General features: G+C 44.3%; 1 protein-coding gene. It reads left to right on the forward strand.

From position 1 onward, the window contains the following. Positions 1-15: 15 nt before the first annotated feature. A complete protein-coding gene (locus DL238_RS15775; RefSeq protein ID WP_147291040.1) occupies positions 16-5,649 on the forward strand; it encodes an open beta-sheet domain-containing protein in 5,634 nt (1,877 codons plus the stop codon). The last annotated feature ends 84 nt before the right edge of the window (positions 5,650-5,733 follow it).

The following is a 5,733-nucleotide window of genomic DNA, read 5'->3' on the forward strand; positions in this document are numbered from 1 at the left end:
CACAAGTCCAGCAAGATGATGTGGAAGACGCTCCTCTGCTGTCTGCTGGCTGTGTCCGCGGCCGCCTTGGATGGATGGGAACCCGGCAAGCGGTACGAGTACCACGTACGTGGACGAACTCTCACGGCCTTACACGAGGTCGCAAATCAGTACAGCGGATTCCGCTTCAAGGGAAAACTTGTAATTGAACCTCACACACCCTCTGTACTCCGCGGACAGCTCAAAGACACGTATCACATGACAGTGCACCGGATGTTGCCTGATGGCTGGGACCAGAAGTTCGAAGAACGTGAAAGTAACTGGGAGAGGGTTGGCATGAAGAACAAGCCCTTCGAGGTTCACGTGGGTAATGAGTTTCAGTTCAATAAACTCATAGTGACAGAAGATACTCCTGTTTGGGAAACCAACATGATCAAAGGAGTCCTGAGTCAGATTCAGGTTAATTTGAAAGAGGTGGGACCCGACCCAAGAGACGAGCAAGAGGATCGTCTCCGAAAGATCTTCAAAGTTCATGAAAGTTCGGTAACTGGACGCTGCGAAGTTCTTTATGACATCACACCAATCACAAAATTTAATATGCTTCCCCAACCACTGGTGGAAATAGAGGAGGAAAACGTGAATGTACTGCAAGTCATGAAGACGCAAAACTTCACCGACTGCAAGAAGCTGCCGTCTTATGTCCATGGATTTTATAACTTCCATAACGTGTTCCCTGCACAAAACAAGGCTGGATTCATGTCTCGCTCCCAACAGACTCGCACCATCGTCTCTCGCAACAAAGAAACAGGAAGATTCACCATTAGGTCTTCTGTCACTTTTCATGAGGTAGTCCTGAAACCTGAACTCTTTAACAGCCAACAGGGAATATCCGTAAGTCGCATGAATGTCACATTGGAAGAAATCAAATCTCAGCAACATATTCCACCTCCGAGGCCACCAAAGGACGTTGGAGATCTCGTATACAGATATAGTGCTGAAACAGGAGAACCTTCGCAACGAGATTCGGCATATGCTCTAGAAAGTAACTCAGATAGCAGCAGTAGCAGCAGCAGCAGTAGTAGCGAAGAAAATGCTGCTAATAGCAGACATAGGAGCAGCAGCAGCAGTAGCAGCAGCAGCAGGAGCAGTGAGGAGATGCGGGATTCTAAGAAACACCCCCGTGCTTCAACTACCGAGTCTCAACCACGCAACTCCAGATCGCGACGTTCATTACAAAATAGTAAACGAAGCATCAATATGTACAACGACAGTAGCAGTAGCAGTAGCAGTAGCAGCAGCGAAGAATATCTACTACCTAGGCCACACATTGAAAATGCACCCAACATACCATTCATGCCATACTTCGTTGGAAATCAAGGAAGTAAAATTGATGAGGTTGATCCTGAAAAAATTGTGTTGCTCGCCAGGACCATCAGCTCCGAATTACAAGAGCCAGATACAATGGTTAAGAAGAATATACTTTCCAGATTTTCCATCTTGACTAACCTAGTAAGGGCAGCTAGTTTCTCACAACTTGAAGAAGCAACAAAGAGACTGTACTACCGTGTAGAACGCGCAGACAATGGAGATGAATCCAAACTGGACGCATGGAAAGCCTACCGTGATAGCGTAGCTCAGGCCGGAACACCCGCCGCTCTTAAGATGGTACATACTTGGATTCGGAAGGAGTACATAAAAGACGAGGAAGCTGCAAAGGTTGTGGCAGTTATTCCACACGCAGCCGACACACCAACTGACAACTACATTGCCTATTTCTTTGAAATGGTTAAGGACCCAGTAGTGCATGGTGAGAAGTATCTTAATAGCTCAGCAGTGCTCGCCTTCTCGAAACTACTCCGTCTCGCCGTTGTGGACAGTGAAGCTGTTCGACGATATCCAGTACACGTCTTCGGTCGCATGGTTCCTAAGAATTTCTCCGCCAGAGTTAAAGAGTACATAGAGTATTTCGCAAATAAACTGAAGAATGCCGTAAAGGATAAAGATAGCCATAAAATCCAAGTGTATACCCGTGCTCTAGGTAACACAGGACACGCCGACATCATAAGGCATTTTGAACCTTACCTAGTCGGAAGAGAATCCGTTAGTACACATGAGCGTGTCACTATGGTATTTTGTCTGGACGAGTTTGTCAAAACACAACCTAGTGTCGCTCAATATATCTTACTGAGGCTATTCGAGAACGTTGGAGAGACCCAAGAAATCCGTGTCGCCGCCTTATATCTCTTGATGAAGACAGATGTATCGGCTGAACTCTTCCAGAGACTCGCCGAATACACGAAGTTCGACAAGAATCATCAAGTAGTTTCCGCCGTCCAATCAGCCATTCGATCTGCTGCAAAAGTTGAGGGACCGTACAAAAAAGAGACAGCCAAAAATGCTCAGGCAGCAGTCAAAATCCTTAGTTCTAAGCCTTATGATGATTCATATTCCAAGAGTTTCATCCTCAACAACTACAGGAGAGAGATTGACGTTGGTTATTCGCGCTTATACAATCAAATCGGAAGTCGAGACAGTTTCATGCCCAAGTCAGTCTTCTATAAGCTGGTCAATATCATTGACGGTGACAGAGATGATCAAGCTAAGTTTGGGGGAGCAGTGTCAAGTGTAAGAGATGTAATCGACTTCATCAGACAACAGTTTAAGAAAGATGACAGTCAGGATGAGCTTGAAAATTCAAAGTATGCAGAAGACGATGATATCTGGGACTTGAGAGAAATTGCAAATTTATTGGAAATGGAGGAAGAGAATGTCGATCCGCTGGAAGGAAATGTACATTACGACTACTTCGGCGCTCAGAGATTTTTTACATTAAACAAAACCTCATTTGAATTTAGAGAAGAGCTGAAAAAATACTTCAAGAAACCACAAATTACGAATATTAATAAGTTGTACAACAGAATGGAATTGAAAGTTGGCTATCCTAACGTTATGGGCGTTCCGTTCTTCTTCACATTCAAGAGACCAACACTTGTGAAACTTACAGCTAAGACATTTATCATGCCATTGAAACCATACGATCATGGTAAACCACATAAGTTCCCCAGGATCTTCAACGTTACTTCAGATGTCTCATTTGTATATTCCTTCGACATGCATAGTCACATGGGAGTTGTGGCTCCATTTAACAAGAAGGAGTATGTAACAGGTATTCAGAGAAAACATATGATCCAAATTCCATTGAACGTAAGTGTACATGTGAACTTGGATAAGAATAAAGTGGCGGCAGATTTCAAGCCATATTATGAAGATAATTTCAAAGTGGCGGAAGCAAGAGGTATTCCATTCACCACCGTGCACGACATCAAATCCTTGGTACCGTATGTGGAAGCTGAGCATACTAGTTACATACGCGTGCGTCCAAGTAAAGCGTACGAGGGCAACTTTGGTAAGAGCGTTGGAATGGTGTATCACTACAACTTCGAAACAGATCAACAGTTCTTCGACTACAAGTGGTTTAGTAGCAATTACTTCCTCCATTACCCTAATGTGGCATTCTACTATGGCTGGGAAGCTCAACCTGTTTTCTATTATGACTTCAAATTGTACTTCGACTCTCATAATAGCCCTGCAAAGACGGTTCAGCTTAAAGCCAGTTATGACAACCGTTACACACAGCCCGAAGAAGAGGAGGAAACGCGTCAGCACTCCAAGATCAGAAGACCCAGAAGTGCATCGAGAAAGCACAGGAGAAGCAGACACGAGGAACGTGCGCCACTGGAGAACCTAGAAGTGTCCGACACTGAGACCCAACGAGAAGAACTGTACGACATAGTTCTTCCTGCAGTACGAGCTGGAAGACTCTATTATGCCTCAGTCTCAGTGGCGTTCAAGGGAGAAGAAAATGTGTACTCCAAGTATGAGGTAGAAGGAGCGTTGGCTTCTTCGCAAGTGAACGAACACATCAGCACTATGTTGAGGGCACATAGTAATGATGCAGAAAGAAAACATCAATACGCTCACGTAAGGGTGAATGTAACGATGCCACAAGTGCCTGTAATCGACTATCGTAAAGCACTGGAATTCGACCCTACTTCTAAAATTCAATGTGAGGTACACTTCGGTGATACTCCAGAGAAAAAGTCTAAAGTATATTTCCAGGGCAAATTTGAGCGTACGGACGAGCGAAAGAAATTCGTTGCAGAAAGCGATATGGCGCAGTTGTGTTCCGCACAACAGAACAACAAAAATTACCTTCTCCCTGCTTGCCGCAACGTCACCGAAGAAGCCAGCAAACTTGATAAATACTTTTTCAAAGTTAAATACGAAAATCTGTCAGAAAAATGCAGGAACAGGACATACAAGGCATATAGCTACCTGAGACATTATTTCTTCCCATACATTACGGAGAACGTCTATCCTGATGAACGCAAGACGGACTCTGTAGAGGTGCAAGTCCAGTTCAATGAGGAAATAAATGCTGTAAATGTGTCTGTGAAGGCACCGATTTTGAACGTGGAATTCACCGACGTTCGCGTGTACAACAAATACGCAAGAGCTCTGTTCAGTCTAAATCCGAGATATCCACTACTATCTCAGGTTGCCAAAACTGCTTTCCCACAATATTACGAACCTACCTGCGTCGTCGACTACTCCAAGGTGAACACATTTGATAACAGAACTTACGAGCACGATATGCTGAATGACTGGGTCGAAGTGATGTTTCATAAACCGAGAAGCAAGATCTACAAGCAGGTGTCTGTTTCAGCGAAACAGGCCCACAGCAAGATGGTGCTGAAAGTCCTCCGTGGAGATGAAGTGAAATTCGAAATGAAACAGCCTCGCGATTCTTCATCGTCTCCAGAGCTGAAAATGAATGATAAAGTTATCGAATACGAAAGAAGTCCTGCATTTATCCACTATAAGCATGAATTGATTGCAGTAGCATATGCACTACCCAGCAAAGCTCTGCATTTAGATCTACTGAACGATAGCTTGGTGTTTGTTTATGATGGAGAGAGAGTCATGTTGCACGCCGGCAACCATTATCGCAACCAAGTCAGAGGTCTGTGTGGCACATTCGACGGCGAACCATCCACAGACTTCAAGGCACCGCAAAACTGCCACGTGAGAGATGTTGAGGACCTAATCCTTGCCTATACACTCGTAAGGGATTTGGACAGGTCACGATTAAGAGATGAAAACATTTGCGTGAGAGAGGACGTCCAGCTCGTCAACTTGACCAACCATCGCCACGCTGAGAAATCTGGCATCAGACCGTATGATATTGATGACGATTCATCTTCTTCCTCATCGTCTTCGTCTTCGTCTTCATCTTCCTCTTCGTCGTCCAAATCCAATTCCACTTCGAGCTCAAGTTCGGAATCAAATGAATCCGCTCTTCCCAGAGGTGAAAACAAGCTCCATCGCGCACAACAACCCTCACGGAACTGCCACATGCATCTTCACAGAATAGTGACCCATAACGGAAAACAATGTATCAGTAAGTTGGCCCTGACAGAATGCGCTCCTCTATGTCGCGAGGAATCTCACACCACGAAGACCGAGGCATTTGTATGCTTCCCACCTGGACCAACTGCTGACCATTATACGAAACTTGTCAGGAAGGGAGTGAGTCCAGATTTCAGCAGGAAGACTGATATCGTCAATTTACGTGTAACTATTCCTTCGAGGTGTGTTTCAAAAATTTAATTAATCCTTATGTTGTTGTATAAGATAAGAGATAGGGAATTTATTTGATTTTAAAAGAAATGTTGTAGTTACTATGTATTATTT

Origin of the sequence: Alteriqipengyuania lutimaris (assembly GCF_003363135.1) — a bacterium.
In the GTDB taxonomy this organism is placed as follows: Bacteria; Pseudomonadota; Alphaproteobacteria; order Sphingomonadales; family Sphingomonadaceae; genus Alteriqipengyuania; species Alteriqipengyuania lutimaris.